Annotated in this window: 27 protein-coding genes and 6 tRNA genes; 7 read left to right on the top strand and 26 right to left on the bottom strand. The window is 48.2% G+C overall.

From position 1 onward, the window contains the following. Window positions 1–6 precede the first annotated feature (6 nt). The 12 genes from XMM312_RS01650 to XMM312_RS01595 form a co-directional block, all read right to left on the bottom strand. On the bottom strand, window positions 7–849 hold the full coding sequence (locus XMM312_RS01650) for a DUF2797 domain-containing protein (protein ID WP_173484650.1): 843 nt from the start codon (window positions 847–849) through the stop codon (window positions 7–9). Next, a complete protein-coding gene (locus tag XMM312_RS01645) occupies window positions 842–1,111 on the bottom strand; it encodes a YeaC family protein (RefSeq protein ID WP_173480573.1) in 270 nt (89 codons plus the stop codon). Before XMM312_RS01645 ends, XMM312_RS01650 begins: the two co-directional genes overlap by 8 nt. Before the next feature lie 80 nt (window positions 1,112–1,191). Further along, entirely contained in the window at window positions 1,192–2,052 is an 861-nt protein-coding gene (locus XMM312_RS01640) for a rhomboid family intramembrane serine protease (protein WP_173480572.1), read from the bottom strand. Beyond that, window positions 2,052–3,014, bottom strand: a complete 963-nt coding sequence (locus XMM312_RS01635) for a metallophosphoesterase (RefSeq protein ID WP_173483293.1) — start codon at window positions 3,012–3,014, stop codon at window positions 2,052–2,054. The genes XMM312_RS01640 and XMM312_RS01635 overlap by 1 nt, the downstream gene beginning before the upstream one ends. Window positions 3,015–3,016: 2 nt before the next feature. Beyond that, window positions 3,017–3,901 (bottom strand): NAD(+) kinase, encoded by an 885-nt coding sequence (locus tag XMM312_RS01630; protein WP_173480570.1) that lies wholly within the window; start codon window positions 3,899–3,901, stop codon window positions 3,017–3,019. A gap of 96 nt (window positions 3,902–3,997) precedes the next feature. Next, window positions 3,998–4,912: a 1-aminocyclopropane-1-carboxylate deaminase/D-cysteine desulfhydrase gene (locus XMM312_RS01625; RefSeq protein WP_173488587.1), complete on the bottom strand. Its 915-nt coding sequence runs from the start codon at window positions 4,910–4,912 to the stop codon at window positions 3,998–4,000. A gap of 16 nt (window positions 4,913–4,928) precedes the next feature. Then, window positions 4,929–5,004, bottom strand: a tRNA-Val gene (locus XMM312_RS01620). 198 nt (window positions 5,005–5,202) lie between these two features. Next, window positions 5,203–5,279: transfer RNA gene (locus tag XMM312_RS01615), tRNA-Asp, on the bottom strand. 4 nt (window positions 5,280–5,283) lie between these two features. After that, window positions 5,284–5,359: transfer RNA gene (locus XMM312_RS01610), tRNA-Val, on the bottom strand. 51 nt (window positions 5,360–5,410) lie between these two features. Then, a tRNA-Asp gene (locus XMM312_RS01605) sits at window positions 5,411–5,487 on the bottom strand. A gap of 4 nt (window positions 5,488–5,491) precedes the next feature. Next, window positions 5,492–5,567: transfer RNA gene (locus XMM312_RS01600), tRNA-Val, on the bottom strand. Between the two features lie 196 nt (window positions 5,568–5,763). Further along, window positions 5,764–5,840: transfer RNA gene (locus XMM312_RS01595), tRNA-Asp, on the bottom strand. Between the two features lie 169 nt (window positions 5,841–6,009). On the opposite strand from XMM312_RS01595, the gene XMM312_RS01590 reads away from it, so the two are divergent. Continuing rightward, on the top strand, window positions 6,010–6,567 hold the full coding sequence (locus XMM312_RS01590; protein ID WP_173488586.1) for a SecY-interacting protein Syd: 558 nt from the start codon (window positions 6,010–6,012) through the stop codon (window positions 6,565–6,567). A 21-nt stretch (window positions 6,568–6,588) separates the two neighbouring features. Here XMM312_RS01590 and XMM312_RS01585 read toward each other — a convergent pair whose 3' ends face one another. After that, window positions 6,589–7,260 (bottom strand): DNA-3-methyladenine glycosylase I, encoded by a 672-nt coding sequence (locus XMM312_RS01585; RefSeq protein ID WP_173480567.1) that lies wholly within the window; start codon window positions 7,258–7,260, stop codon window positions 6,589–6,591. After that, window positions 7,260–7,658, bottom strand: a complete 399-nt coding sequence (gene msrB / locus XMM312_RS01580; protein ID WP_173480566.1) for a peptide-methionine (R)-S-oxide reductase MsrB — start codon at window positions 7,656–7,658, stop codon at window positions 7,260–7,262. Before msrB ends, XMM312_RS01585 begins: the two co-directional genes overlap by 1 nt. 163 nt (window positions 7,659–7,821) lie before the next feature. Between msrB and XMM312_RS01575 the strand changes: the two genes are divergently transcribed. The 3 genes from XMM312_RS01575 (at window position 7,822) to htpX (ending at window position 10,453) form a co-directional block, all read left to right on the top strand. Next, window positions 7,822–9,036 carry a pyridoxal phosphate-dependent aminotransferase gene (locus XMM312_RS01575; protein WP_173480565.1) on the top strand — a complete coding sequence of 405 codons (1,215 nt, stop codon included), beginning with the start codon at window positions 7,822–7,824 and terminating at the stop codon, window positions 9,034–9,036. An 80-nt stretch (window positions 9,037–9,116) separates the two neighbouring features. Further along, a complete protein-coding gene (locus XMM312_RS01570; protein WP_173480564.1) occupies window positions 9,117–9,485 on the top strand; it encodes a hypothetical protein in 369 nt (122 codons plus the stop codon). Window positions 9,486–9,565: 80 nt separating this feature from the next. After that, entirely contained in the window at window positions 9,566–10,453 is an 888-nt protein-coding gene (gene htpX, locus XMM312_RS01565; protein ID WP_173480563.1) for a protease HtpX, read from the top strand. Here htpX and XMM312_RS01560 read toward each other — a convergent pair. Both XMM312_RS01560 and XMM312_RS01555 read right to left on the bottom strand, forming a co-directional pair. Beyond that, window positions 10,450–11,562, bottom strand: a complete 1,113-nt coding sequence (locus XMM312_RS01560) for an ATP-NAD kinase family protein (protein WP_173480562.1) — start codon at window positions 11,560–11,562, stop codon at window positions 10,450–10,452. The two genes, htpX and XMM312_RS01560, sit on opposite strands and share 4 nt — an antisense overlap. After that, window positions 11,559–12,716 carry a 4-phosphoerythronate dehydrogenase gene (locus tag XMM312_RS01555; RefSeq protein WP_173488585.1) on the bottom strand — a complete coding sequence of 386 codons (1,158 nt, stop codon included), beginning with the start codon at window positions 12,714–12,716 and terminating at the stop codon, window positions 11,559–11,561. The genes XMM312_RS01560 and XMM312_RS01555 overlap by 4 nt, the downstream gene beginning before the upstream one ends. Window positions 12,717–12,878: 162 nt before the next feature. Between XMM312_RS01555 and XMM312_RS01550 the strand changes: the two genes are divergently transcribed. From XMM312_RS01550 to XMM312_RS01540, 3 genes are read left to right on the top strand one after another with little or no spacing between them, the layout of a single operon-like run. Continuing rightward, window positions 12,879–13,316 (top strand): hypothetical protein, encoded by a 438-nt coding sequence (locus XMM312_RS01550; protein ID WP_173488584.1) that lies wholly within the window; start codon window positions 12,879–12,881, stop codon window positions 13,314–13,316. Further along, complete coding sequence (locus XMM312_RS01545; protein WP_173488583.1) at window positions 13,313–13,897, top strand: SCO family protein; 585 nt, start codon at window positions 13,313–13,315, stop codon at window positions 13,895–13,897. The genes XMM312_RS01550 and XMM312_RS01545 overlap by 4 nt, the downstream gene beginning before the upstream one ends. Window positions 13,898–13,906: 9 nt before the next feature. Beyond that, window positions 13,907–14,359: a copper chaperone PCu(A)C gene (locus XMM312_RS01540; protein ID WP_173480558.1), complete on the top strand. Its 453-nt coding sequence runs from the start codon at window positions 13,907–13,909 to the stop codon at window positions 14,357–14,359. A 4-nt stretch (window positions 14,360–14,363) separates the two neighbouring features. On the opposite strand, the gene XMM312_RS01535 is transcribed toward XMM312_RS01540, so the two are convergent. The 10 genes from XMM312_RS01535 to yegQ all read right to left on the bottom strand — a co-directional run bounded on the left by XMM312_RS01535 (window position 14,364) and on the right by yegQ (window position 24,504). Further along, window positions 14,364–14,873, bottom strand: a complete 510-nt coding sequence (locus XMM312_RS01535; RefSeq protein WP_173488582.1) for a hypothetical protein — start codon at window positions 14,871–14,873, stop codon at window positions 14,364–14,366. Next, the gene (locus XMM312_RS01530) at window positions 14,861–15,412 is read right to left on the bottom strand and encodes an elongation factor P hydroxylase (RefSeq protein WP_173480556.1); all 552 of its coding nucleotides are present in this window, start codon (window positions 15,410–15,412) and stop codon (window positions 14,861–14,863) included. The genes XMM312_RS01535 and XMM312_RS01530 overlap by 13 nt, the downstream gene beginning before the upstream one ends. Window positions 15,413–15,521: 109 nt before the next feature. After that, window positions 15,522–15,734, bottom strand: coding sequence for a cold-shock protein (locus tag XMM312_RS01525; protein WP_173480555.1), 213 nt, complete (start codon window positions 15,732–15,734; stop codon window positions 15,522–15,524). A gap of 378 nt (window positions 15,735–16,112) precedes the next feature. Next, a complete protein-coding gene (locus XMM312_RS01520) occupies window positions 16,113–18,308 on the bottom strand; it encodes a YgiQ family radical SAM protein (protein ID WP_173480554.1) in 2,196 nt (731 codons plus the stop codon). Window positions 18,309–18,386: 78 nt separating this feature from the next. Beyond that, window positions 18,387–19,079: an ABC transporter permease gene (locus XMM312_RS01515; RefSeq protein ID WP_173480553.1), complete on the bottom strand. Its 693-nt coding sequence runs from the start codon at window positions 19,077–19,079 to the stop codon at window positions 18,387–18,389. Further along, window positions 19,076–19,795, bottom strand: a complete 720-nt coding sequence (locus XMM312_RS01510; RefSeq protein ID WP_254442789.1) for an ABC transporter permease — start codon at window positions 19,793–19,795, stop codon at window positions 19,076–19,078. Before XMM312_RS01510 ends, XMM312_RS01515 begins: the two co-directional genes overlap by 4 nt. Before the next feature lie 20 nt (window positions 19,796–19,815). Beyond that, complete coding sequence (locus XMM312_RS01505; RefSeq protein ID WP_169450310.1) at window positions 19,816–20,553, bottom strand: ABC transporter substrate-binding protein; 738 nt, start codon at window positions 20,551–20,553, stop codon at window positions 19,816–19,818. 27 nt (window positions 20,554–20,580) lie between these two features. After that, complete coding sequence (locus XMM312_RS01500; RefSeq protein ID WP_173488581.1) at window positions 20,581–21,363, bottom strand: ABC transporter ATP-binding protein; 783 nt, start codon at window positions 21,361–21,363, stop codon at window positions 20,581–20,583. Between the two features lie 124 nt (window positions 21,364–21,487). Further along, window positions 21,488–22,996 carry a fumarate hydratase gene (locus tag XMM312_RS01495; RefSeq protein WP_173480551.1) on the bottom strand — a complete coding sequence of 503 codons (1,509 nt, stop codon included), beginning with the start codon at window positions 22,994–22,996 and terminating at the stop codon, window positions 21,488–21,490. Window positions 22,997–23,151: 155 nt separating this feature from the next. Further along, window positions 23,152–24,504 carry a tRNA 5-hydroxyuridine modification protein YegQ gene (gene yegQ / locus XMM312_RS01490; protein ID WP_173483372.1) on the bottom strand — a complete coding sequence of 451 codons (1,353 nt, stop codon included), beginning with the start codon at window positions 24,502–24,504 and terminating at the stop codon, window positions 23,152–23,154. Window positions 24,505–24,528: the final 24 nt, after the last annotated feature.

The raw sequence follows: 24,528 nt of genomic DNA, 5'->3' as shown, positions 1-24,528 counted from the left end.
CTCCAATCACGCGAAAAATTTAATGTTGTACGCGCCAAACTTGCGCAGGTTGATCACGCCCGTATCTAACATGAGGTACTGGCCTTTAACCCCTTCTAGGATGCCCTCTACAATGGGCGTTTTATCAAAGTTAAAACTGGTTACCTTGGTGGGGTGGTTACGCACTGGGAAGTTAATTTCAACGACCTCTGCATCCAGCTTACGGATCGCATCGCCAGATTGAGCACTGATGAGCTGTTGCAAGGGCTCATCACAGAGTTCAAACAGACGATCGCGCTCCTGTTTCAGATCAAGAGGCAGAACATCGCCTTTCAACATGGCACGCCAATTGGTTTTATCGGCCACCTGTTTAGCAAATATCGTTTCAACAAGACCTGACTGCAGGCGGTTATCGACCTCCATAATCGGAAGTGCTTGCACAGCACCCTGATCAATCCAGCGAGTCGGGATCTGGGTTTGGCGAGTAATGCCCACCTTGAGCCCTGAAGAGTTGGCAAGATAGACGATATGCGGGGCAAAACAGTTCTTCAAACCCCAGCTTTCATCACGACAGGTTCCTTCGGCAAAGTGACAGGTTTCAGGCTTAACGATACAGGTGTCACAGCCCGGAAGTTTTTTGAAACAGGGGTAACAGAAACCTTGATTGAAACTTTTATTGGATTTACGACCACAGGAGAGGCAGTTGATTTGTCCGATGTATTCAAGGCGAATGGGTTGGCCAATAAAATCATTCACTAACGGACCAGCCTCGCCGTTCAGGGATAGCTCATAACGGACAGGAGAGTCGAGATGCACTCGCATCTTCTCCAATATACCCTCTGCTCGCAGCGATAAAGCGTCATTAGTCATCGGTTAGGATTCTCAACACGTCAGGCTGCATTGGATCCGAACCATGCTGTTTTCCATCAGGACGAGTACGATCGATGAAACCTACACGCTGATCCTCTGGAATATCACGCGCCACCTCATAGGCAATGACCGCACGCATACTGGTCTCACGCTGTTCAGGAGATAGTTTTTCACCATTGGGCCATTTACCAATTTCAACGGCCACTTTGAGCGCCTGATAGACATCAGGCGTCATGGTTTCGATCATTTTTTCGTAATTCAAACCGCTACCCATTCATTCAAATTTCAAGCGTTCAGAATACCATAGAGAGGATCGTTTGAGAGGGCTTTTGATACTGGCTTTTAAGAGGATTTGGGCAGCCAAACTCGGCTAATCAGTGCGAAGGCCAAACCCGACAGCAGACCGGCCAAATGAGCGGTATTAGCAATAGCCCCTAAACCTATGAATTCCAGCGCTCCGGTATATCCCAGAGCCAACCAAAAAATCATGAACCCAAACAGCGCTTTAGGGAGCCTAAACAATGGCCTACTGCTCAATTGATCCCATAACCAGGTGTAACCCAACACAGCAAAGACGACACCAGAGAGGCCACCAAAGAGCGGGCCCGTCACCCAAAACTGAGCCAGATTAGAGAGAGCTGCCGAGAAAAGCACCAGCAGCAAGAAGTGGGTCGTCCCCTGAAGGCGCTCTATCGAACCACCGATCATCCAGACCCAAAGCAGGTTAAACAAGATATGTAGCAGAGAGAAGTGCATAAACATCGGAGTCCAAATCCGCCACAACTCTCCCGATGAGAGCATAGTACTCAGTGTGTGATACTCAATCTGGCTGGAGCTGAGTGTAAAGTCGGCAAAACTGAATCTCACCATCCAGCTGGCATTGCCACCGAAATCGATGAGCAGCGTGATGATGGCCGATAGGAAAATCAGTAAAGCCGTCGCAGGCAGTTGTTTTAGCTCTGAAATTTTAAAGGGGGATCGGCTTTTAGGGTTGTGAACTTGCACATTGATGCTAGCGAGATCCCCACCCTCTCGCCAATATTGAAAGAGTTCGAGGACTTTTTCGCGGTTAATGTGGGCCGCAACAAAGAGTGTTTGGCTGTCACCCTCTTCCACCACCCGATGAGGAATGGCGTTAGCCCATAAAAATTGGGTGAACTCTGTTAGATCGACCGTTAGATCGGTTTTAACCACAGGAACCACTAGCGCGGGAACTCCGCATCGACATCGACCCAGATGAACTTGCTGCTATCGAGCGTCTTTTCACCATCGAATCGGTAGGCCACCAACTTACCGTATTTAACCGCACTGTAATCTAGGCAGGCGATGTTATCGGCAACCGGTTTAGGTTCACCTTCACACCAGTAGTGGCCGATAAACAGTGGCCGCTCATCGCGCGAATAGAACTGCAGATCCACGTAATCAGCGGGTGTTAGCTCGGTACGAGCTATATGCTCCGGCAAAGGATCAGGTTGAAACACCACATCCCCCATTCGTTTAGGCTCTTGCGCCCAGAAACGAGTTCTGAAGAAGTGGCGTCTAAATCCATCTTTGCTGATCATCACTTCATTGTTGGGCAGTCGCAAATGGGTGCCACGGGTCAATCGATCCATGACCAAGAACTCAAAACTGTGCGGTTTGACAGAGTTCAAAAGAAATTGCTTATCCACGACTGGAGCAGAACCTACTCGCTCTTTTAAACGGTTGATCAAGGTTGAGTGCCAACAGGCATGCACCACTCGCAGATCATCATGCTCGATGAACAGTGGAATCGACTCAATCCAATCCAACAGCTCTTGTTCATCCGATTGACGATGAGCAAATTGATCTAAAGTCTCTTGAACAATGCGTTGGTGTCTGGGCGTGTGCTCACGAAGAAAGTCACCACTACCATCACCCTTAGGCGTTTTATAACAATAGTAGTTGTATTCGTGGTTACCCATGACAATTTCGGCGCCCGACTTTTCCACCATGGCCCGAACGATCTCATAGGTCTCAACAATGCGTGGACCACGATCGATTACATCACCGAGGAAAATAACGCGGCGGTTAGGGTGACGGTATGCACCATCAATTTCCCTGTATCCCATGCGGTTGAGCAGAAGCTTTAAACTCTCGCCGCAGCCGTGGATATCGCCAATTAAATCTATACCCTGTCTCTGCAAAACTACTTATCCCAGAGCTTTGAGCTCCAACCGAGCTTGGTCCGGCAGGTGCTGTAAAAATCGTAGTTTTCTGGGTGGAGCAGGCGCAGCTTTTGTGGCTTCTTACTGATCGTCACGGTATCACCAGGCGCCAAAGCGATGTTACTTTGGCCATCACAGGCTACGGACGGGTATGTTTCATTATTTTCACTGATCACCAGTTTCAGCTCAGAGTTACCGTCTACCACAATTGGGCGGCTTGATAGTGTATGCGGGAACATTGGAACTAAGACCAACGCGTCCAGTTTAGGGTGCATCAGAGGACCACCGGCTGACAGTGAGTAGGCGGTAGATCCTGTTGGTGTTGCGACGATCAAACCATCTGAACGCTGGGTGTAGACATACTGACCTTCAATCCAGAGTTCAAACTCAATCATTCGAGTCGCTTTACCTGGGTGCAACACACAGTCGTTAAGGGCCGTTGTCTCGGCGATGGGTTCGCCATTGCGCTTCACGGTGACATCCAGCAAGAAACGCTTATCAACTACGTAGTGGCCTTCTAGAACCTGATCGACCATCTCTTCGATCTCTTCAGGTTTAATATCCGTTAGGAAGCCAAGATTACCGCGGTTAACACCCAACACAGGCACATTTGACGACGCCAATGAGCGTGCAGCCCCAAGCAGACTTCCGTCACCACCCACTACGATCACAAGATCAGCCACTTCGCCCATCAGCTTTTGCGGCGAGACCTGCAGACCATGGCCAGGCATTAGCTCTGAAATCTTATCGTCAATGACAATGTTCAAATGACGCTGCTCAAGAAAGCGAATGAGCTGCTTCATGGTATCGATGACTTTTTTACTTCCTAAGCGGCCTATAAGACCAATATTGCGAAATTGATACATACCCTGTGCGTTTCCCTGCGGATATCAATGAATGATTAGACAGCAGTATAAAGCTTGTAGAGGGAGAACGTTAGCCAACCTAGGTGTTAAAAGCCGTTAAAAAGGGAGAGGGTCGACAAACTCATTTGCCAGACGGTTGATACGTTCTTGCTGAGCCCTAAGACCTTGCAAACCTCCGGTATGAACCATCAGTAGACGCTTCCCTGTTAAACGATGCTTGAGATACTGACGATTCAGATAGTGGAATACTCGCAAGGTATAGATTGGGTCTAGCAGTAAATCTAGAGTCTGAGCTCGAACCTGCGTGGCCGCTAGCTCAGCGGTCACCTTGCCATAGCGTTGCTGCAGAGCCACCTCAATAGACCACTGCACGGATTGCTCCGTTTGAAGATGACCTGCTTGTGTCAGCAGCTCACTGACACGTTCATTTAGGTCGGCGAGGCTTCCTAGAGCAGACAACCCAATCAGCTCGACTCCATCAGGCGCTCCAGCGACTAAACCCGCCAAAGTTCCCCCAGATCCCACCGCCACATAGACCTGATCGTAGACGCGATTCTGCAAACAGGCTTGATGCCAGATAGAGGCACAGCCTTCGACGGCGCTATGATTACTTCCCCCTTCCGGTATCCAGTAGGGATTGATTAACTGATATTGATCCGCCAGCGACTGAGTAGGCTTTTCACGATAGGTGTCACGATCGATGAATATCAACTGCATGCCGCAGGCTTTAGCATCCTCAAGTGTTGGTGTGGATTGAGGTTCACCGCGAATAAAACCAACCGACTTAAGCTCTAGATTCTGTGCCGCGTAGGCCAGTGCGTGAATATGGTTGGAGTGAGGACCTCCAAAGCTGGCCACTAGATCACCAAGGTTGAGTTTAGATAGATTAGGGAGCAGTTTGAACCACTTATTGCCCGAAATCAGACGATCAGTTTGATCTAGACGCAATAAATCAAAACTAAAGCCGTTAGGTAGATTTATAGTTTCGATAGAGATTGAAGGTGTCTGCATGAATCAGAACTCGATATGGTGGGCGAAGAGGGGTTCGAACCCCCGACCCTCTGCTTGTAAGGCAGATGCTCTCCCAACTGAGCTATTCGCCCATATCGTAGGCGTGTGCTAATTCGTTGGAGCATTGTCATCGACGATGCGATGAATCGCGACCTTTTCAAGATCGCTCCAACAAAAGCTGCAGAATCAGAGAACTGCGAACTCGTAAATGGCGGAACGGACGGGACTTAGCGACCCTGAACATCCCACATGAGCTGACAGGCAGGTATTCTAACTTGTCAATCTCAAAATGGCGGAACGGACGGGACTCGAACCCGCGACCCCCTGCGTGACAGGCAGGTATTCTAACCAACTGAACTACCGCTCCGTTATGGTGGGCGAAGAGGGGTTCGAACCCCCGACCCTCTGCTTGTAAGGCAGATGCTCTCCCAACTGAGCTATTCGCCCATAACGGTGGTTTGTCTTGCGACGTAATCTTTCAAACCAATTCATGAAAGATGGCGGAACGGACGGGACTCGAACCCGCGACCCCCTGCGTGACAGGCAGGTATTCTAACCAACTGAACTACCGCTCCGTTATGGTGGGCGAAGAGGGGTTCGAACCCCCGACCCTCTGCTTGTAAGGCAGATGCTCTCCCAACTGAGCTATTCGCCCATAACGGTGGCTTGCGCCGAATCTGTAGGAGCATTGTCGAAGACGATGCGAAAATCGCGACCTTTGCAAGATCGCTCCTACAAGAAGTGCAGAATTAGAGGACTGCAATCTCATAAAAAACTAAACTCACGGAACTTAGCGACCCTTGAGTTCTTAAGATCTGACAGGCAGATATTCTAACCTGTAAGTTCTTAAATGGCGGAACGGACGGGACTCGAACCCGCGACCCCCTGCGTGACAGGCAGGTATTCTAACCAACTGAACTACCGCTCCAGCAGTAACTGAGCATTGCTGCTCAAGAACAGGGTGCGAATTTTAATGGCTTTTCGATCAGAGTCAAACCTTTATCCGATATTTTTCTAAAAAATAGCGATTTTTTTTAACCAAACTGAAGGTTGATTATTTGTTAACCTACGCGCTGGATAAATTAGAGAGAAATGACATGTCCGCCGTTACCGCTCAATTGACTCGCCTCTTCGACGAATTCAAAACCGAATGCAAACAACAGGGTAATCCAACACTTCTGGTTGAAGAGGATTGGTTGAGCCCTGCACTGCTGCCAGGCTATGAGGTTGACCAAGAGTCTGAGTGGTTACCCAGCCCTATCAATAACTCGACTCTGGACATGTTTGAGCGACTTTCAGAAGCTCTAGAGATAGAGATTCCCCAATCGATCATTGATTACTACACCAGTTATTGGTCACAACCCATCTTAGCAACCCATACCGAGGGCGAATTAAGTCTCATCTTTGTCTGGAACCCTGAGGATCTGGAGCGCTTAAGAGAGAACCTCATTGGCCATGCTCTGAACAAAAGACGCTTGCGACAAAACATCAGCTTCTTCTTTGCTACTACTGAACCGGATGGCGATCAGATTCTTTCGGTGGAGAGCGAGACAGGTCGTGTGCTTCTAGAGAAGCCAGGACAGAAAAAGTTCAGTGTCATTGCTGAAGATCTAGAGAGCTTTCTCAGCCAGGTGAATTGTATCCATCACCAGTGACCCAACTGATTAGGAGATCGATTAACCAATCGACCTAGCCAAAAGACGACTGATTTGGCACAGATCAACGCCAGATTCGCTACGCCACTGGTTAAATGCTTCTTGAACCAGAAGTAGATCACGTTTAGCCGAGGGACGCTTATCAACAACGCCCTGCGCCTTTAACGCGACCACTACATCATCTGTCAGGACTGGACTGTCGCGACCGACAATTCGAAGTGCATAGGCTCCTGAGTTACCACCCAACTGTGATCCCTCTTTTTTCAGATAGGCCCATAAGCCAACGACGGTGTCCTCGACCGGCCAATCAGCCAAAAACTGACCAAAGCTACCCTGTTTTTGACTGACCTCATGAATCATCAAAGCGTTGATACGAGTTGCTTTAATTTTTCCAAAGTGGCGAATGAGATCCCTGTTCTGCATTAAGGCATCAAGGTGATCATCACTCATCAACGAGACCTTTTCAGGATCGAAACCAAAGAATGCTTTCTCAAAAGCGGGCCACTTACCGTCCACTAACGAGCGCTTGAGCCCTGCACAGAAGATACGCCAGGTCATCGCCGACAATATACGATCGTCCGGTGTTGCCATAAGTTCTGTCCGATTAGCCGCCCGTGGACCCAGCAGCTCGGCATCGCTCCAATCGGGGTAAAAATGCTTAGCCTGTTGCAGAAGGTGTGAAAAAGGTTTCATCAGTGATCCGGTTCAAAGTTAAGAGATGCAGAGTTAACACAGTAGCGAACACCGGTTGGCTGTGGACCATCGGGGAATATATGCCCCAAATGAGATCCACACTGACTGCAGGTGATTTCTGTACGCACCATACCATGTGAATGGTCGGGATGCTGATCCACCCTACCCTCACCCAACTCATCAAAGAAGCTAGGCCAACCACATCCAGAATCATATTTCAGAGAGCTATCAAAGAGTTCAGCATCACAGCATTTACAGCGATAAAGACCTGATCGCTTCTCATCAAAATAGGCCCCAGTGAAAGCGCGCTCTGTCCCTTTCTGGCGACATATGTAGAACTCTTCAGGTGACAATTTATCTCGCCAGTACTCATCGTCTTTTAAATCATCATATTGCATTGTGAAAAACCTCTCTAAGAGCTCGGTAAACTCTATACCCAAACCGAGCAAAGTCGTATAGTTACAACTAACACGGTTTGCTTATCAACACGTTGGTAGTACGACGTATTCTACTCAAATCGATCCCCTTTAAATTAATCTCCCCGTGAGAAGAGCTCTACCGATGTCTCAGATTAGAAAGTCCAACAAACTCAACAATGTATGTTACGACATTCGTGGACCTGTCCTTCAAGAAGCAAAACGCTTGGAAGAGGATGGCCACAAAATTTTAAAACTGAATATCGGTAACCCGGCCCCATGGGGCTTCGATGCCCCTGACGAGATTGTTCAAGACGTAATCTACAACTTGCCAAGCGCGCAGGGCTATTGTGATTCAAAAGGGCTGTTTGCAGCTCGTAAAGCGGTCATGCAGGAGTCACAACGCAAAGGCATCAAAGATGTCACCATTGAAGATATCTACATTGGGAACGGTGTCTCAGAGCTGATCGTGATGGCAATGCAGGGGCTTCTCAACGATAACGACGAGATGTTAATCCCTGCACCAGACTATCCGCTATGGACCGCAGCCGTCAGCCTAGCAGGGGGTACACCGGTTCACTATCAGTGTGACGAGGAGCGCGAGTGGTTCCCAAATATAGAGGATATTCGCAGCAAAATTTCTGAGCACACCCGTGGGATAGTAGTGATCAACCCCAACAACCCAACTGGTGCGCTGTACCCAGAATCGGTCCTTAAAGAGATTATCGAATTAGCGCGTGAACACAATCTGATCATCTTTGCTGACGAGATCTACGATAAAATTCTTTACGACGAAGCGAAACACACCTCGATCGCATCACTGACAGATGATGTGTTGGTCTGTACGTTTAACGGATTATCCAAGACTTACCGTGCGGCGGGCTTCCGTTCAGGTTGGATGTTTATAAGTGGTCCTAAGCACACGGCAACCGACTACATCGAAGGCTTAGAGATGCTGGCGAACATGCGTCTGTGTGCAAACGTACCGGCGCAGAATGCCATTCAAACTGCACTTGGCGGATACCAATCGATCAATGAACTGATTGTTCCTGGTGGTCGCCTATGCGATCAGCGAGATATCGCCTACAAGATGCTAAATGAGATCCCCGGTGTCAGCTGCGTTAAACCCAAAGGGGCAATGTACTGTTTTGTGAAGTTAGATCCCGAGATCCATCCCATCAGCAACGATGAGAAATTCGCACTGGATCTACTTCAGCAGCAAAAGGTGCTAATTGTGCATGGTAGCGGTTTCAACCTTCCGGATACTCAGCACTTTAGGATTGTATTTTTACCGGAACCAAGACTCTTGGAAGATGCCATCTCTAGAATTGGCACCTTCCTGAAAACCTACAAACAGTAACCCGAGCTCTACGGAATGGAGCCATGTCGTATCACTGTCACAATTAGCGACTATAGTGCGACTAACTAACAGGAGTAGTTATGTTTTTAAAGATCAAAAAAGATCGCGGTATTAAGATGAACCACAACGGCATGGATAAGAAGCTGGTTGTGGACATCACATCAAACTTTCTAATCAACATGGCGCACATTGGTGAGATCTCTTTCTACTCACAACATGAACCGCGCCAGCGCGTTGACCTAGCGGGACACTCATTTACTCAACCGGCAGGCACTCTGGTCATTCACTTGCAAATGGCTCACACCTACGCATCGATGACCGGTGATAGTCGTGAAGGGATCAACCGCGTGCGTGAAAAGGTCTACTACAAACTCTATTTCGCACCAGAGAACATCGACTCTTACCAAGAGTTGCGTAACGCTATCGAAGCTCGCGTCGTTAACCTTTAAGAGTTCACCTTTAAGGTTGAATTTAGGTTGCTTCGCCACAATTTGTGTTAATAGATAAATTGTTTGAGGAAGCAACCTAAATGCTCAGAATAATCCTTTTCTTAGCGACCAACCTTGCCATCATTCTGGTGGCCAGCTTGACGCTTAACATCCTTGGCGTTGGTCCATACCTAACATCGAACGGCCTAGACCTTGGCGCTCTACTAGCCTTTTGTGCAGTGTTTGGTTTTGCCGGTTCATTCATCTCTCTGTTTATCTCGAAATGGATGGCGAAGAGAACAACGGGCACCCAAATCATTGAGCAACCTCGCAATGCCGAGGAGAAATGGCTGGTTGAAACGGTGGCAGAACTGGCTCAAAAAGCCGGTATTGGCATGCCAGAAGTGGGGGTATTCCCATCCAATGCAGCGAATGCCTTTGCGACTGGCTGGAATAAGAACAACGCACTGGTTGCGGTCAGTAGCGGTCTGCTTTCGCGATTCAAAGCCGATGAAGTGAAAGCGGTGCTAGCACACGAGGTAGGTCACGTTGCGAATGGCGACATGGTGACTCTGTCGTTGATTCAAGGGATTATCAATACCTTTGTGATGTTCTTAGCTCGTATCGTCGGTTACGCCGTTGATAGCTTCTTGCGCCGTGGCGATAACTCAGGCGGTGTTGGTATAGGCTTTTACATCGCGACCTTTATCGCTGAGATGGTCTTTGCCGTATTTGCTCATATGATTGTGGCTTGGTTCTCGCGTCGCCGTGAGTTCCGGGCAGATGAAGCGGGTGCAGACCTAGCGAGCAAGCAGGGCATGATTAATGCTTTGCAAAGACTGCAGGCTGAATCGGGTCAAGCGCAAGAGCTATCCGGACAGCTCACGGCCTTTGGCATCAGCAGCATCAAGAAGCAGGGCTTTATGGAGATGTTTGCGAGCCACCCTCCTCTAGCAGCTCGTATTGAGGCTCTGCAAAACCGCCGTTAAATTCCGACTCGGTAGATAACGGCGTCTCGATAACCGGTGTGCACCGCCACCACACCGGTTAGTTTTCGATCCAGCTCTGGGTCACCACTGTCAATAATAAGCGGGCGCCCATTAAGTCCGACGATTTTAGAGCGTGTCGCAACGACATAGAGACCCGGTAGACCTACCTTTTGAATCAGCTGCGGGCTCAACTGTTGATTACCGCGACCAAGAAGATGCCCCTGCCCGCCAATCGGTGTGATGACAATCTTGAAAGGCGCATCCCCCACTAGCTCAAGTAACTGCTGTGCTGAACAATCACTAGCGACAACCTCTCCATCTTTAATAAGATCGGTACCCAACAGCGTATTTTCGAGTCCCAACTCATCCATGATCGCCGCGACGGTTGTGCCGGATCCCATCACATAGAGAAGTTCGGGATCCATCTGCTCAACAAAATCGGCCGCGATATCAGCGACTACAAGCTCTTCAACCTCTTTGCCGCCCTCTTTCACAGACTGCACATACTGATGCTCTGCAGGCACAAGCAGTTCGCCATAATATTTTGCACGAACTCGGCCCTGCCTAAACTCAGACTCATCAATATCGCGAACCTCAGCCTGCTCCATGCGAACCAGACGCCCTTCGATAAGATCAGTAATTAATGACCCTGCTAGCGAAGGGGTCAGGGTATAGACGCCTGAATGAATCTTCACACCCGCCGGAACGCCAAGGACAGGCACCTGTTGCCCAATGGCTTCATAAATATTGCGTGCCGTACCGTCACCACCCGCAAACAGAATGAGATCGACACCCTCGTCAACCATTGCTCTAGCAGCGATCAACGTATCCTCTGCACTGGTCGGCCAGTGCTGCGGTGAACCTAAGACAAGGCACTCTAACTTTAACTCTTTAATTGACTCTTCACCCATGGCACCGCCCCAGGTAAACAGCTCAATTTGATCACTCTTTATGGCCTCAAGGGCGTGACGCATTTTGACCGGAGCAAGCTGCTGAGCACCTCGGCTTAAAGCCTCATCTCTGATCGCTTCACCATCACTCCCTTTCAATGCAACACTGCCACCAATACCGGCATAAGGGTTGACCAATACGCCTAAGCGAAACTTCATACCTGCACCTCATCCACCTTAAACCCTAAAGCTGCAAGCTGAACTTTCATCGCGCCTGTCGTCTGACCGGTCAGCTTCAGCGATGAAAACTCTCGACGCACCGGGTAACTCTTTCTCAATTGATCAAAGGCTTTAGGTTGATTTTCCGCAGGGGTCAAAGAGTCTATAAAACGCTGATGATCCTCCTTTATGGAGTAGACAGATTGAATCACCAGTTGAATCGTTGTCTGTTGAGTTAATTCAAGTTTTGGGGTCGGGTAATCTGTCAAAAGGCCGTCGAAAGCCGCAGAAACCTCAAGACCTAAAATCTCACAGTAACGCTCATAAAGCATGTAAGTTCCGCGTAACTTACCTTCTAAACTGTAACCCGCTATATGGGGCGTACCGATCAACACACGACAGGCCAATTCACGGTCGACTGTCGGCTCCTCTTCCCACACATCCATCACCAAGGTGACGTCGGTTCTCTGCTTGGCAAAGCTTAAGAGCGCTTCACCATCGATGGTGGGCCCCCGTCCTGCATTTAAAAGCAGTGCTCCTGGAATCAGCTGCTGCAAAAGCGACTCGCCAATCAAGTGATGGGTTGCATGCTCACCGCTGTTGGTTAACGGCAGATGACAACAGACAACATCCGACTGGGCCATTAACTGCGCGAGAGGGGTATCTATAAAGGTTGGGTCCCGAAGAGCACGAGGGGGATCTGATACAAGGACATTAACCCCCAGCGCAGTTAAACGGCTAACTAACCGAGAGCCAACATTACCAGCACCGACCACCCCGTATGAGAGATTCCGTGGATCTAAGGCTCTCTGTTCGGCATATTCATAAATAGCTGCTAGCGCATAATCCACAACTGAATCGGCGTTACAGCCTGCTGCGTTAGAAAAGGGAATTGCGCGCTCAGTCAAGTAGTGAGAATCCATATGATCCATACCTATGGTCGCCGAACCGACAAATTCTAACTGCTTAGTCTCACTCAATAACCGTGCATTAACTTGGGTAATAGAACGTACGAGAAGCGTATCAGCTTCAGCCAACTGACTGGGTTCTATTGAGCGACCCGCCACACGGCGAACTTCACCGAAGGAGGAGAACAATGTCTCAACGGCCGGCATATTCTCATCTGCAACAATGACTTTTTTGAGCTTTATCATGAACACCCCTTTTGAAGAGCTGTATTATACGGCCTATCGATAAAAGTGCGATCTGAACTGATACCACTGATCCGGTGTAAAAAGCCGTGTAAATAAACGTAAAGTTGGTTCACTGTTAGGCTCGAGCATGAAAACATACGCACAATAGAGTTAGGAATTTAAGTGACTAATCCACCTAAGCGAATCGTTATCAGTCTGTTCCTGATCAGTTCCATAGTACTTTTAACTTGGGCTTCTCAACTCTTTTTGGGACCGAAACCGGTGTCACATTGTGATATCAACAGCGGCAGATGCGAAGTCGTTAACGATGATATTCGGTACCGCTTTACACTGGGACCGATGCCAGCTCGATCTCTGAACAATATGACTCTGACGGCTGAAACTGATCTACCTGGGATCAATCGAGTTTGGGTCGATCTGCAAGGCGCCGATATGTACATGGGCGTTAACCAGTTTGAAATGCAAAAGAGTAAACACCTTTGGCAGGGTAAGACTCAGTTAGCCGTTTGTACCACAGGGACGATGACCTGGCTAGCAAAGGTGATTTTTGAAACGGATTCGAAACAAGAGATTGTTGAATTGAGGTTTGACGCACGATGAAGACTCGCAATAAAAATCTACTCGTTATTGTGATGCTGATATTGGCAGCCGTCATTGTTAGCTTGGTTTACCTAAAGCCCAATAACAGTTACCAACCGATTCAGCTGGGTGGTGAGTTTCAGGGTAAAAGTATTGATGGCGAGCTGTCACTGAGTGACTTCAGAGGCAAGTTGGTACTGCTCTATTTTGGCTACACATCTTGCCCAGACATCTGCCCCACTTCTTTAACCAGTATGAAGTTTGCTTTCAATGAACTCGATGATGAGCAACTAAACCAAATTCAACCCATTTTTTACAGCGTCGACCCTGATCGGGATTCACTGGAACAGCTACAGGTCTACTCTCAGTTTTTCTCGCCTCTCATTCTTGGTATGACCGGCAGCCGTCAGCAGATCGACAGCGCGATTAAACTGTACGGGGCTTACTATCGAATGGTCGAGCAGCCTGATTCAGCGATGGGCTACACCGTCGACCACTCCTCTAAAATCTATCTAATCGATCAACAAGGTGAGTTTCTAGGAAGCGTCTCACACAACAATCCCAACCAACTTGTTGAGAAAATCCGTTCCATCTTGCAGTAGGAAACTAAGATGAAAAAACTGTTAATCGCGTCACTTTTAACCAGCACCCTTGCCCAGGCCGAGGTCGAGATTTCAGATGCGCGTGTGCGTGCTGTTCCACCGGGCCAGAAAATGACCGGCGCATTCATGGATATCAAAAACAGTGGTGCCGATCTTCAAGTGGTTTCAGCTGAGTCCTCTATCTCTAAAGTGGTCGAGCTGCATACTCATATCAAAGATGGTGAAGTGATGCGTATGCGAAAAATTCCTGCCATTGATCTGCCAGCAAACAGCACCACTCATTTGAAACCAGGCGGCCTACATGTGATGTTTATCGGACTAAAGGAGCCACTCTCCATCGATCAGACAATCGATCTGAAATTAAATTTCAGTGATGGAACTAGCCAAGCATTAGAAGTGCCCGTCAAAATGATTCAAAAGCCTGGTATGAAAAAAGAGATGAAGCACGATATGCAGCATTGATCGATCAGCACATCTTACAGCCACGGGTACGACTGTCGAAGTGGCTGTAGAGTGCTAGACAGGCATCAACCTCTGACTCCAACACTCCCAGCAGTGCCGCTTTATAACCGTCAATATACTCCACCCGATATCCGTCTATCTCTTGAGTCACCCGATAGGATTTGAAACCGACACGATAGACCCCTGAGTAGTGTGGATAATCCATTAGAGATTGCTCTTGGTATGCCACCACTGGCCAACTCTGCTCAATTTTCAGCGCCGGCACTTTTAATGGGTTGTCGTTATGCAACGCAAGAAAGTACTGTAACTGCTCGACATGATCAAATACACCGAGCACCCACACACCTCGATCTGATTTACCCAGTTCCTGCTCACCTTCAGCGTAAAGATACTCTTTTGTCGGCAGCGTCAATCTTAGATAGTTAAAGCGATTAGTAACGCTAGCAAAGAGAGACCAGTCATCGCCTTTGGCCTGTAAAAGCCAATCGGTTGCAGTGATGCTTAACTGGCGCACGAATAACTCTCTAATTGGAACTGATCGACACTCAGAGGCTCCACAGCATAGAGTGTTCTCAGAGCTTCGCTGAGCGCTTTCAAGCGTGGGTTCATTCCATTGTCGAGCAGTTGATGCACCCTGTTAAGAACAGCCTCTTTAAAGCTATCTGAAGCTCCTAACCCTTGAGAGAGGTTATCGGCACTGAAATGAAATTTTCGACCCGCCGATACCGTTAGAATCCACTCATAAGCTTGAGGGGATACCTCCACTCGCTCAAACTCGGCTTGCTCTTCTTCTGTACGGCCATCTGGCTTGTACCAGTAACCGAAATCTTCAAGCAGTCGTCTTTTTGGACCCGCCACACACCAGTGAGCAATCTCGTGCAATGCGCTTGCAAAGAAGCCATGTGCAAAGATAATTCGATGATGAGGATAATCGGAATCGGCAGGCAAGTAGATAGGCTCCCCATCACCGCGAACCAGTTCGGTATTAAGGGATTCCAAAAAGAGAGTATTAAAACACTCAATCAGTTGATCGACTTGAGGATCGAGATCCATATCAGGCTCCAGAAAAAGACCGTTAGATTATAGTCGGGTTAAAGTCTGTAATTAATCTGACAGGCACAAAAAAAGCGCCATATGGCGCTTTTTTCTAAGAATCTTACTCTTATGCTACAACAGTTACGTTGTCAGCTTGAGGACCTTTCTGGCCCTGAGTAACCTCGAAAGTTACCTGCTGGTTTTCAGCTAGTGTACGACGACCAGTACCGTTGATAGCACGGAAGTGAACGAATACGTCTGGACCGTTCTCCTGCTGAATGAAACCAAAACCTTTCTCGTCGTTAAACCATTTAACTGTACCAGTTAGCTGCTCTGACATTTCTTGCCTCTTAATCCTGTCCCATTTAGGAACTTTAGTGCATCCCCGAGGGGAGTTATCTACCAAGTCAATGACTTGGCCTGAGTGCGACCTGTGCCGCGAACTAAATTACAAGCCTATCTTGTAACCCAGTTATTTATTAGCAGGATGAAGTGACAAAACGATGACACAACACTCAAAACTAACAAAATTAGTGCTTAGTTCAGAGTGGAAAAGGAGCAGAAGATCAGATGCGAAGTTTTACTTTCGGTGTTCCAGCCAACCCTAGGGTTAAGCTCTAGTGCAACTTGTTTCTCTGGACGTTTCAAACGCCACAACGTAAACAACTGAGTTAAGTTTAATCCAGTTAGTGCCGAATACAACTATTTTTTATCAATGTTACGCTTTTTGCCGCTTTTTAACGCTAGATGACCCTTTTTTAGCCTTACCACGAGGTGGCAAGCCTGTATGCTGAGTCAATAATCTACCTTTTTTAACACTCTTACTTTGCTTATTAACGTTCTTACGGCGCGGACTCTTATATTGATCACCCTCTGAATTGTTTGAAGGAATCAAATGATTAGGGCCATCGCCTATCAAGTCAGCACGTCCCATCGACTTCAGAGCCTCACGTAACAGCGGCCAATTTTCAGGGTCGTGGTAGCGTAGGAATGCTTTGTGTAAACGACGCTGTTTTTCACCTTTGACCGTCTCAACCCGCTCTGAAGACTTTTTGTAGCTTTGACGTTTCAGAGGGTTACGACCGGTATGGTACATGGCGGTAGCGGTCGCCATCGGTGAAGGGTAAAACGCCTGCACCTGATCCGCTTTAAAGTCATTGCGCTTTAACCAGACAGCGAGATTCATCATATCTTCGTCAGTGGTACCGGGGTGCGCAGCGATGAAGTAAGGAATCAGATACTGATCCTTCCCTGCCTCTTTAGAGAAGCGTTCAAACATCTTCTTAAACGCATCGTAAGTACCAATGCCCGGCTTCATCATATGATCGAGCGGACCTCGTTCAGTATGTTCAGGCGCGATCTTTAGATAACCACCAACATGATGGGTCACCAGCTCTTTCACGTATTCAGGGTCTTCCACAGCCAAATCGTAGCGAAGACCTGACGCAATCATCACCTTCTTCACCCCTTTTGTTTTGCGTGCTTTGCGATAAAGCTCCGTCAATGAGGAGTGATCAGTATTTAAGTTGTGGCATATCTCCGGGTAGACACAAGAGAGCTTACGACAGGACTTTTCGATCTCCGGTGACTTACAGGCAATTCGATACATATTGGCCGTTGGCCCGCCTAAATCTGAGATAACCCCTGTAAAGCCTGGGACTTTATCTCTGATCTCTTCAATCTCATTTAAAATCGATTCGTGAGAGCGATTCTGAATAATGCGCCCTTCGTGTTCTGTAATGGAGCAGAAAGTACAACCGCCAAAACAGCCGCGCATGATGTTCACCGAAAACCGAATCATCTTGTAGGCAGGGATCTCTTGCCCTTTATAGATCGGGTGTGGAACACGTGCGTAGTTAAGCCCGAAAACGAAATCCATCTCTTCAGTGGTCAATGGAATCGGAGGTGGATTCAACCACACCTCTTGATCACCATGCTGTTGGACTAACGCGCGAGCATTACCGGGATTTGTCTCTAAGTGGAGTACTCTGCTCGCATGAGCGTAGAGAACAGGATCTTTAGAGACTTTTTCAAATGGGGGAATGCGAATGACTGTTTTACTGCGATCAAGGTGCACCTTAGGTTCAATATGCAGAACCTGAACTTCATCAGCCTCAGGCTCCTCTTTGGAACCCTTTTCCAACGCACACTGTTCAAGGTCTCGGGTGTTAACATAGGGGTTGATCATTCGATCAATTTTGCCCGGTCTATCGATACGAGTGGAGTCTATCTCCATCCAGCCCTCGGGCGTATCCGTGCGAATAAAAGCGGTGCCTCGGACATCGGTCAAGTCGCCAACCGATTCGCCGGCTGACATTCGCTGAGCCACTTCAACAATGGCACGTTCAGCATTACCGTAGAGCAATATATCCGCCCTGGAGTCGAGCAGTATTGAGCGACGAACTTTGTCTTGCCAGTAGTCATAATGAGCAATACGACGCAGTGACGCTTCGATACCTCCCAATACAATGGGAACCTCTTTATAAGCTTCTCGACAGCGCTGGCTGTAGACAATGCTGGCACGATCAGGTCGGCTACCGGCTTTACCACCCGGCGTATAGGCATCATCAGAACGAATTTTACGATCGGCCGTATAACGGTTGATCATAGAATCCATGTTACCCGCCGCAACACCAAAGAATAAGCGAGGCTTACCCAATACTTTAAAGGCCTCAGCACTCTGCCAATCTGGCTGAGCAATAATACCTACCTTGAAACCCTGCGACTCCAGCAGACGGCCAATGATGGCCATACCAAACGATGGATGATCAACATAGGCATCACCGGTCACGATAATGATGTCACACTGGTCCCAACCCAACTTCTTCATCTCAGCTTTAGACAGCGGCAAAAACGGTGCGTGCGGAGCATCGTTACGCTGAGCAATCGAGGTGATTGTTGGAGTGGCTTGCATGATCAATCCAGAGATCTAATGAGTATGGTGAAATTATACGTGAGAGCAGTTAGAAGATCTGCTCAGAATCGATAAAAGTTATCGCGGGTATTGATAGCGATTTAGCCAGCGCTCAATAAACCGGAACGCCAAAATAAATAGCGCAGCGATAGCAAGATACAACATACCTGCCGCAAAAAAGATCTCCAGCGGGGTATAAGTACGAGCAATAATGGTTCTCGCCATACCCGTAAGATCCAACAGAGTAATGGTTGAGGCGAGCGCACTACCCTTCAACATCAGAATTAACTCATTCCCGTAAGCAGGAAGCACAATACCGAAAGCACGAGGCAGGACGATACGTCGTATCTGAACCAGTTTCGACATACCAAAAGCCTCTGCAGCTTCAATCTCCCCCTTTGGAATAGACTGGATTGCACCACGAACAAGCTCAGCACTGTACGCTGCAGTGTTCAGCGTTAACGCTATCAGTGCACACCAGAAGGGTTCACTGAAAATTTCCCAAAGGGATGTATTTCGAATGAGATCAAACTGAGCTGAGCCATAGTAGATCAAAAATATTTGGACCAATAACGGCGTGCCACGGAAGAAATAGATGTATGCCCAAGGAAGCGCAGAAACTAAGCGATTTTTAGAGGCACGCATCAGCGCAAGAGGCACTGCAATCGCTAGCCCCGTTAAGGCTGAATAGAGAACCAATTCTAGTGTTAACCAAACGCCATCAAAGAGGCGTGGAAAATATTCCCAGATCACATCCCATGACCAGTTCATGCTGCAACCCTCTTCTCAGCAGGATTTGATGCGCGCTCAAGATAAGTAGTTATCAAAGTAGATATTGCCGTGAGACCAAGATAGATCAGTGCGGCTGCCATGTAGAAAGTGAACGGCTCTTTTGTAGACCCCGTCGCAACGTAGGCCTGTCGCATAATGTCGTTCAAACCAACAACAGAGACGAGTGCGGTATCTTTTAGAAGTACTTGGAAAAGGTTGCCAAGACCTGGCAGCGCAAGACGCCAAACCTGGGGCAGAATAATTCGATAGAAGGTCGTCAGGCGAGGCAAGCCCAAAGCATAGGCTGACTCCCACTGGCCCTTCGGGAGCGCTTGAATAGCCGCTCGAAAAACTTCAGTAGCGTAGGCACCAAATGCAATAGAGAGCGCCGTGACACCCGCTGCAAAAGCACTCACCTCTATGTAATCTGTATAACCAAAACGCTCTGCGATAGCCATCAACAGCATCGAGCCACCAAAGTAGATGGTGAGCACTAAAAGCAGTTCCGGTATTCCACGAATCAGCGTTGTGTATCCGGTTGCTAACCAGCGAAGTGGCGCAATCGAGGATAGTTTCGCAGAGGCACCAGCAAGCCCAATAATAAGGCCAAAAAATAGGCTAGCGAGCGCAAGCTGAATAGTTATCCAGGCACCCTCCCAAAGAAGGTGACCGAAGCCGTGAAGATCAAACATAGAGTAAGATATTGGCTGCGCCATTTAGGCACAGCCTGTCCCGATTAGTAGATCGAGAATGGGAAGTACTTAGCGTTGATTTTCGCGTAAGTACCGTTATCAACAATCGCTTGAAGTGCTTTGTTGAACTTCTCTTTTAGAGCATCGTTTTTACGAATTGCGATACCGATCTTATCGTCGATGTCGATATCCTGGCCTTTGAACTCAAAGCCTTTGCCGTCATCAGTTCGTAGCCAGTCGTATGCTGGGAACTTATCTGACAGCATGCCATCAAGACGGCCGGCAGCAAGGTCTAAGTATGCGTTATCTTGAGTATCGTACAGTTTTACGCTCGCGCTTCCTGACATGTTGTCTTCAAGGTACTGGCCAGCGATAGTCGCACGCTGCGCACCAAGCGTTTTACCCTTCATGTCACCCATAGACTGACCTTTAGGACCCACGTAAGCGAGAACGTTTGAGTAGTATGGGTTAGTGAAGTCGACAACTTTTAGACGCTCTTCTGTGATCGACATTGATGCGATGATTGCATCGTACTTACGGCTCATAAGACCAGGGATAATACCGTCCCAATCCTGTGCCACTAGCGTACAGTCTGCTTTCATTTCAGCACAAAGTGCATTAGCGATATCTACGTCAAAGCCCTGAAGCTGACCTTTGTCATCGACCATATTGAAAGGCGCGTATGCACCTTCAGTAGCGATACGGATTTTATCGCCTGCGAAAGCTGAAGAGGCTGCAACAGCACTCAAAGTAAGACCAACGACGAGGTTTTTTAATTTCATTATTTTCTCCTATTAGGATCTACTGTCCTATTGATGACTCGACATAAAGGCCTTCACCCTTGCAGATGAAGGATTTTCGAATAGTTTCTCTGGTGTTCCCTGCTCTTCGATATGTCCTTCATGAAGAAAGACAACCTGGCTCGAAACATCACGTGCGAAGCGCATTTCATGGGTTACTATCAGCATAGTGCGTCCCTGTGAGGCCAGATCCCGCATGACCGACAGCACTTCATTGACCAACTCAGGATCAAGCGCTGAAGTTGGCTCATCGAACAATAACAGCTGTGGATCCATCGCTAAAGCACGTGCTATCGCAATACGCTGCTGCTGGCCACCTGAAAGATGACTAGGATAGGCATCGATCTTATCTACGAGACCGACCTGCTCTAGGATCAGTTTTGCCTGCCCCACCGCCTCATCTTTAGACTGTTTTAAAACTTGAATGGGAGCTTCTGTAATATTCTCTAACACAGTACGGTGCGGCCAGAGATTAAAGTTCTGGAATACAAAACCGATACGCGAACGCATATTTTCAAGCTGCTTTCGACTTTTAGCCTGCAACTCGCCACTCTTAGATGGCACCAACTCAAGTTTCTCATCCCCAAGATAGATCTCACCCTTGCTTGGATTTTCAAGCAGGTTAATACAGCGCAGTAGCGTACTCTTACCCGAGCCACTCGAACCGAGAATAGAGATCACATCGCCATCTTTCGCCTCCAGTGAGACCCCTTTGATAACGTTCAGGGATCCGTAGGATTTATGAATATCGATCATGCGAAGCGCAGTAGCGGGTTGTGAATCTTGAGACATTAAAACTTAACCAAACAGTCATGTAATCAAGGGACTTTAGCGAGAATAGTGACACACGGCAAGCCTTCTATATTCCACAAACAAAAAAGCCGCGATAAACGCGGCCCTTAATGTGAGTTTTCGTTTAGCCTTTCGCTTTAACGATTATGTCGTGCCATTTAGCTGGACCAGATGTATGAACAGACTCACCATTCACATCTACAGCCACAGTCACCGGCATATCTTTGACTTCAAACTCATAGATCGCTTCCATGCCCATCTCTGGGAAGGCTAGCACTTTTGAGTCAGTGATCGCTTTAGATACAAGGTAAGCAGCACCGCCAACAGCCATTAGGTAGACCGCTTGGTTATCTTTGATCGCATCAATAGCGATTGGACCACGCTCTGATTTACCAATCATGCCCAGTAGGCCCGTTGACTCTAGAATCTGACGTGTGAACTTATCCATACGTGTTGACGTTGTTGGGCCAGCAGGGCCTACAACCTCATCACGGACAGGGTCGACAGGACCCACGTAGTAGATGAATCGCCCTTTCAGATCAACTGGCAACTCTTCACCGTTGTTAAGCATCTCTACCATGCGCTTATGGGCGGCATCACGACCGGTCAACATTTTACCATTAAGCAAAATAGTCTCACCAACCTTCCACTCTTTAACCGACTCAGGTGTGATCTCATCTAGATTGACGCGGCGTGTATTAGCACCGACTTCAAAGGTCACTTCTGGCCACTGATCCAAGCTTGGCGGTGTGAGAACGGCCGGCCCATCACCTTTCAAAGTAAAATGAGTATGGCGAGTCGCAGCACAGTTAGGGATCATACAGATTGGCAAAGATGCCGCGTGCGTTGGGTAGTCCATGATCTTAACGTCTAGAATCGTTGTCAGACCACCAAGACCCTGTGCACCAATACCTAGCTCATTGACCGCATCCATGATCTCTAAACGTAGCTCTTCGACACGGTTCTGCGGACCACGCTCACGTAGCTCATGAATATCGATAGGGTCCATCAAAGACTCTTTGGCCATGACTGCTGCCTTCTCGGCAGTACCACCAATACCAATACCCAACATACCTGGTGGACACCAACCAGCACCCATAGTCGGTACCGTTTTAACCACCCAATCCACGATGCTGTCAGATGGGTTCAACATCACCATCTTCGATTTATTCTCTGAACCACCACCTTTAGCAGCCACATGAACTTCTACCTCATCGCCCTCTACAATTTCGTAGTGGATAACAGCAGGAGTATTGTCCTTGGTGTTCTGACGTTTGCCAGCAGGGTCAGCAAGAATCGAGGCACGTAGGACGTTATCTGGGTGCATGTAGGCTCGACGAACACCTTCATTGACCATATCGGTGACGCTCATTGAAGCATCCCACTGAACGTTCATACCCACTTTAAGGAATACGGTAACGATACCGGTGTCCTGACAGATAGGACGCTTACCTTCAGCACACATGCGCGAGTTGATTAGGATCTGCGCCATCGCATCTTTAGCGGCTGGGTTCTCCTCTTTCAGGTAGGCTTCGTGCACACCTTCAATAAAGTCGATTGGGTGGTAGTAAGAGATGAACTGTAGCGCATCAGCAACGCTATCAATAAGGTCGTCTTGGCGAATAACGCTCATTGGAAAACTCCATTTATAGTGATGATCAGGGGGCTCCACCCCTGCAGTGCAGCCAGATTATACATCATCCAAATCAGATGGGATGACCACACTTTGTCTAACGGCTAAGCAGAACCTATAGAGACAAAAAAGCCGGCTCAGTCGCCGGCTATCATTTACGCCCTCTCTGGAGCGTTTGGAAGATCACGCATCAGTAGCGCGTATTCCATATCAGTATCAAAATCGAGTGGTAGTGTCACACGGTGTCCTGAACCTGGGGCAACATGGACTCGAGCACCTTTCTTGTCATACAGCTCATCAAGCTTGAAGCGACGATTACCCTGAGGGGTCATCAACTCAAGTGTGTCACCCACCTCAAATTTGTTCTTCACATCGATAACAAGCTTGCCAGAGTCCGCGTCACGCTCAACCACTTCACCGACAAATTGCTGATGCACACCCACAGAGTTACCCGTTTCATAGTTCTGGTATTCGTCGTGAACATGACGACGGTAGAAACCTTCGGTGTATCCTCGGTTTGCAAGATTCTCAAGGACATCCATTAGCCCCTTGTCGAATGGGCGACCAGCCGCTGCATCGTCAATGGTTTGACGGTAAGCTTGCGCGGTTCTGGCAACGTAGTAGTGCGACTTAGTGCGTCCCTCAATTTTCAGAGAGTCGACGCCCATCTCCGTCAAGCGATGCACGTGCTGAATGGCGCGCAGATCTTTTGAGTTCATGATGTAGGTACCGTGCTCATCTTCAAAGGCCGGCATATACTCTCCAGGGCGAGTCTCCTCCTGGAGCAGGTAGATCTGATCTGATGGCTTACCTTCACCTAGGGCAGGCTGCTTCTCTTCGCTTGGATCAAAGCTCTGAACGGGAACCACATCACCGGACTCATCTTCCTGAGCTTCATGAGCATCGTATTTCCAACGACAAGCATTTGTGCAAGTACCCTGGTTTGGATCTCGGTGGTTGATGTAACCCGATAGCAGACAGCGACCTGAGTAGGCGATACAGAGTGAGCCATGAACAAAGACCTCAAGCTCAATATCCGGACACTGTTGACGTATTTCAGCCACTTCATCTAGCGAGAGTTCACGTGACAGGATGATTCGCTCAATACCTGCTCGCTCCCAGAACTTCACTGCAGCCCAGTTCATAGTATTCGACTGAACAGAGAGGTGAATCGGAAGATCTGGATACTTATCTTTGACCATCATAATCAGGCCAGGGTCGGACATGATCATGGCATCAGGATTCATCGCTACAACAGGATCAATATCCTTCATGTAGGTACCCAACTTTGAATTGTGCGGCAGAATGTTACTGGCGACAAAAAACTTTTTACCCAGTTGATGCGCAATATTGATCCCCTCTTCAAGGTTCTGAAGAGTAAAGTCGTTGTTACGTACACGAAGGCTATAGCGCGGTTGACCGGCATAGACCGCATCAGCACCATAGGCAAAGGCATACTTCATATTTCGCAAGGTCCCTGCAGGGGACAATAGCTCGGGTTTTCGCATCATGTTCTCAAAATTGGTTAAACG

Source organism: Marinobacterium sp. xm-m-312 (assembly GCF_013283295.1).
Taxonomy (GTDB): Bacteria; Pseudomonadota; Gammaproteobacteria; order Pseudomonadales; family Balneatricaceae; genus Marinobacterium_E.
The sequence above is the reverse complement of the archived record's forward strand: the minus strand, read 5'-3'. Positions and strand labels throughout refer to the sequence as shown.

Bases quoted from the DNA above. Each gene is read 5' to 3' on its own strand.
- XMM312_RS01650 (WP_173484650.1), bottom strand. From the start codon at position 849: ATGACTAATGACGCTTTATCGCTGCGAGCAGAGGGTATATTGGAGAAG.
- XMM312_RS01630 (WP_173480570.1), bottom strand. From the start codon at position 3,901: ATGTATCAATTTCGCAATATTGGTCTTATAGGCCGCTTAGGAAGTAAA.
- XMM312_RS01625 (WP_173488587.1), bottom strand. From the start codon at position 4,912: ATGCAGACACCTTCAATCTCTATCGAAACTATAAATCTACCTAACGGC.
- XMM312_RS01590 (WP_173488586.1), top strand. From the start codon at position 6,010: ATGTCCGCCGTTACCGCTCAATTGACTCGCCTCTTCGACGAATTCAAA.
- XMM312_RS01585 (WP_173480567.1), bottom strand. From the start codon at position 7,260: ATGAAACCTTTTTCACACCTTCTGCAACAGGCTAAGCATTTTTACCCC.
- msrB (WP_173480566.1), bottom strand. From the start codon at position 7,658: ATGCAATATGATGATTTAAAAGACGATGAGTACTGGCGAGATAAATTG.
- XMM312_RS01575 (WP_173480565.1), top strand. From the start codon at position 7,822: ATGTCTCAGATTAGAAAGTCCAACAAACTCAACAATGTATGTTACGAC.
- XMM312_RS01570 (WP_173480564.1), top strand. From the start codon at position 9,117: ATGTTTTTAAAGATCAAAAAAGATCGCGGTATTAAGATGAACCACAAC.
- htpX (WP_173480563.1), top strand. From the start codon at position 9,566: ATGCTCAGAATAATCCTTTTCTTAGCGACCAACCTTGCCATCATTCTG.
- XMM312_RS01560 (WP_173480562.1), bottom strand. From the start codon at position 11,562: ATGAAGTTTCGCTTAGGCGTATTGGTCAACCCTTATGCCGGTATTGGT.
- XMM312_RS01555 (WP_173488585.1), bottom strand. From the start codon at position 12,716: ATGATAAAGCTCAAAAAAGTCATTGTTGCAGATGAGAATATGCCGGCC.
- XMM312_RS01545 (WP_173488583.1), top strand. From the start codon at position 13,313: ATGAAGACTCGCAATAAAAATCTACTCGTTATTGTGATGCTGATATTG.
- XMM312_RS01540 (WP_173480558.1), top strand. From the start codon at position 13,907: ATGAAAAAACTGTTAATCGCGTCACTTTTAACCAGCACCCTTGCCCAG.
- XMM312_RS01530 (WP_173480556.1), bottom strand. From the start codon at position 15,412: ATGGATCTCGATCCTCAAGTCGATCAACTGATTGAGTGTTTTAATACT.
- XMM312_RS01525 (WP_173480555.1), bottom strand. From the start codon at position 15,734: ATGTCAGAGCAGCTAACTGGTACAGTTAAATGGTTTAACGACGAGAAA.
- XMM312_RS01520 (WP_173480554.1), bottom strand. From the start codon at position 18,308: ATGCAAGCCACTCCAACAATCACCTCGATTGCTCAGCGTAACGATGCT.
- XMM312_RS01515 (WP_173480553.1), bottom strand. From the start codon at position 19,079: ATGAACTGGTCATGGGATGTGATCTGGGAATATTTTCCACGCCTCTTT.
- XMM312_RS01510 (WP_254442789.1), bottom strand. From the start codon at position 19,795: ATGGCGCAGCCAATATCTTACTCTATGTTTGATCTTCACGGCTTCGGT.
- XMM312_RS01505 (WP_169450310.1), bottom strand. From the start codon at position 20,553: ATGAAATTAAAAAACCTCGTCGTTGGTCTTACTTTGAGTGCTGTTGCA.
- XMM312_RS01500 (WP_173488581.1), bottom strand. From the start codon at position 21,363: ATGTCTCAAGATTCACAACCCGCTACTGCGCTTCGCATGATCGATATT.
- XMM312_RS01495 (WP_173480551.1), bottom strand. From the start codon at position 22,996: ATGAGCGTTATTCGCCAAGACGACCTTATTGATAGCGTTGCTGATGCG.
- yegQ (WP_173483372.1), bottom strand. From the start codon at position 24,504: ATGCGAAAACCCGAGCTATTGTCCCCTGCAGGGACCTTGCGAAATATG.